Genomic DNA, 3,464 nt, shown 5'->3' on the forward strand with positions numbered 1-3,464 from the left:
TTTCGTTCGCTGCGTCAGCTGAGGAGGCGAACTATACGCCCGGACCCCTGACCCGTCAACACCTTTTGCGAGAAAAAATGAACTTTCTTCGACCAGTACGCGCAAGACGTTGATTTGCAAGAAAAGAGGCCGGGAAGGATTTTCATGAAAACGCAAAACGCCTCTCCCTGAGCAACATTCCAGAGCTGTCGCCGCCAAACAAAACCGGCTCGAATCATGAATTCGAGCCGGTTTGCTTATACCTATTAATATAGATAACAGCTGGTCACTCCTCGCCAGCACGCTTCTTGGCGTTGCTCCTGCTGCTGCCGCGCTTGCGCGCCGCCGGCTGCGTTTGAGATGGATCTTGAGTCGGCGCGGCCGCCGGCGGAGCATCCTGGCTGCCCTTCGCCGCCTGACGACGGGCCGGCGGCTTGGCTGCCGCCGGAGAAGCCTTTGGAGCCGAAGCGCCAGCCGGCTTTTCTTCGGCAGGCTTGGCGGAACGGACTCGCCCCTTCGGCGCGGCCGGCGCGTTTGCGGGCTTGGAGGCCACTCCTTCGGCTTTTGTTGCCGGTGCCTGGCCCTCCGCCGGCTTGGCGGTCTGCCGGGCCACGGGAGTTGACGTCTTCCCGGCCTCGCCGACAGCCGGCTTGACCGAGCGGGTTCGCCCTTTCGGCGCGGCTGGCAGGCCCGCCGGCTTGGCTGCAGGGATGCTCGCCTCAGGCGCCGCGCTCTCGACCTTTGAAGCTGGTGCCTTGCCTTCCGCAGGCTTGGCTGCCTGGCCTACCCCCGGCACAGGGGCAGCCCTCCCCTCTCCGGCTGGCTGGGAGGAACGCCTGCGTCCCGCCGGAGCCCGCGGCAAACCGACTGGTTTCGATTCAGGCTGCTCGCTACTCGCCGGCGCCGCTGCCGCAGCATGCGCCCCTGCGCTTCCTTCGACTTTTCCACCGCGACGGCGGCGGCTGGAGCGGGTGGGCCCCCGCTTCTCGACAGCGCCCTCGGCCGCTTCTTGCGCCGCGGGAGAGTCCTTGATCAGCGCGAAATCCACCTGCGAGCTTTCCAGATTGGCGCCCATCACCTTGACGGTCAGCACATCGCCAAGCCGGTACTGAACGCCGCTCTTCTCGCCGACGATGGCTTGCACATCCTTCTTGAAATGGAAGTAGTCCTTGCCCAGTTCGGAGATGTGCACTAGTCCTTCCACATACACATCGTCCAGCAACACGAATACGCCGAAGCTGGTGACCGCGCTGATCTTGCCCTGGAATATCTCGCCGACCTTGTCGCGCATATAGTAGGTTTTGAGCCAGGACTCGACGTCCCGGCTGGCGTCGTCGGCGCGCCGCTCGGTCATCGAACAGTGCACGCCGAGCTGCGCCCACTTGCCCGGCTTGTACTTGCCGCCCTTCAACACCGCCTTGATCGCCCGATGGACCAGCAGATCCGGATAGCGGCGGATAGGCGAGGTGAAATGGGTATAGGCTTCGTAAGCCAAGCCGAAGTGGCCGTGGTTGTCCGGGGTGTAGACCGCCTGCTGCATCGAACGCAGCAACATGGTCTGCAGCACCGGCGCGTCCGGGCGACCGTGGATCTGCTCGGCCAGCTTGCCGTAATCCTTGGCGGAGGGCTTGTCGCCGCCGCCCAGAACAAGACCGACCAGCCGCAGATAGGTGCGCAGGTTTTCCAGTTTTTCCTCAGTCGGCCCCTCATGGACGCGGTACAGCGCCTTGTGGCCGTTCTTCTGCAGGAAATCGGCGGAACAGACGTTGGCCGCCAGCATGCACTCTTCGATCAAGCGATGCGCGTCGTTGCGCACGATGGGCACGATGCGCTCGATCTTGCCCTGGTCATTGAAAATCATCTGCGTTTCCACCGAGTCGAACTCGATGGCACCGCGTTTGGAGCGGGCGGCCAGCAGGATCTTGAACAGCGCGTACAGATCCTTCACATGCGGCAACATGGCATGGTCAGTGCCGTTCTGCAGCCAATCCCACACCTGGTTGTAGGTGAGGCGGGCCTTGGACTGCATTACCGCCGGATAGAACTTGTACTTCTTGACCTCGCCTTTGGCGTTGATCTGCATGTCGCAGACCATGCACATGCGCTCGACGTCTGGATTCAGCGAGCAGATGCCGTTGGACAGCGCCTCCGGCAGCATCGGGATCACCCGGCGCGGGAAATAGACCGAAGTGCCGCGATCCAGCGCCTCTTTGTCCAGCGCGTCGCCCGGCTGCACATAGAAGCTGACGTCGGCGATCGCCACCACCAGGCGGTAGCCCTTGCCCTGCTTCTCGGCATATACCGCGTCGTCGAAATCGCGCGCGGTTTCTCCGTCTATCGTCACCAGCGGCAGTTCGCGCAGATCCACACGGTCCTTGGTCCAGTCTTTCTTGCGCACCTTCTTCGGCGTTTCCTTGGCCTGAGCCAGCGCGTCATCCGGAAAACGGTGCGGCAGCGCGTGCTTGCGCAGCGCGATCTCGATTTCCATTCCCGGATCGGCGTAGTTCCCCAGCACCTCGGCCACCTTGCCGACCGGCTGATGACGGGCGTCCGGCTGCTGCAGAATGTCCACCATCACCACCTGGCCATCCTTGGCGCCGGCGTCGCCGCCCGGTTCGATCAGGATGTCGTGGTTGATGCGGCGGTCTTCCGGCCGCACCACCCACACGCCGCGCTCATGCTGGATGCGGCCGACCAGCTTGGTCACCGCGTGTTCCAGCACTTCGACGATCCGCCCCTCCTGCCGGCCGCGGCGGTCCACGCCGGACGGACGCACCATCACGCGGTCGCCGTGCATCACCTTCTTCATTTCGCGCTCGGGCAGGAAGATGTCGCTGCCCTTGCCTTCGCCCTCGTCGGGCATGGCGAAGCCGAAACCATCCCGATGGCCGGAAACCTTGCAGCGAATCAGATCGAGTTTCTGGGCGACGCAAACCGCGCCTTTGCGGTTAATGATGATCTCGCCATCGCGCTCCATCGCGCGCAGACGGCGTTCAAAGAAGGATGATTCGTCGCCGTGAATCGACAGCATGCCGCCCAATTCATCCGGGAATAACGGCACCCCCTGCTCGGCGAGAATCTGCATGATGAACTCGCGACTGGGCAAGGGATTGGAATATTTGAGTTTTTCCCTCTCGAGGAACGGATCCTGTTCGCGGAGGGAAGGACTTTTTTGCTTTTTTGAGGTTTGAGCCATTGACACCCTCAGAATTATGTCTATAATTCGCTTCTCGTTGCAGCGATGCAACAGAATGATACCGCAAAGCGACGCCCAGGTGGCGGAATTGGTAGACGCACTAGGTTCAGGTCCTAGCGCCCGCAAGGGTGTGGAAGTTCGAGTCTTCTCTTGGGCACCAATCTTACTATTGTAAGCCCGTCGCTAAGCTGGCATTATGAAAATCTGGTTGGCCCAGGTGGCGGAATTGGTAGACGCACTAGGTTCAGGTCCTAGCGCCCGCAAGGGTGTGGAAGTTCGAGTCTTCTCT

Annotated in this window: 1 tRNA gene and 1 pseudogene; one reads left to right on the forward strand and one right to left on the reverse strand. The window is 61.9% G+C overall.

The features are described 5' to 3' along the window. Positions 1–703 precede the first annotated feature (703 nt). Positions 704–3,175: pseudogene (rnr, locus tag VA599_RS02485) on the reverse strand (ribonuclease R); the annotation flags it as partial. A 73-nt stretch (positions 3,176–3,248) separates the two neighbouring features. On the opposite strand from rnr, the gene VA599_RS02490 reads away from it, so the two are divergent. Then, positions 3,249–3,335: transfer RNA gene (locus tag VA599_RS02490), tRNA-Leu, on the forward strand. Positions 3,336–3,464 lie beyond the last annotated feature (129 nt).

The organism is Chromobacterium indicum (assembly GCF_039708975.1).
GTDB classification, from domain to species: Bacteria; Pseudomonadota; Gammaproteobacteria; order Burkholderiales; family Chromobacteriaceae; genus Chromobacterium; species Chromobacterium piscinae.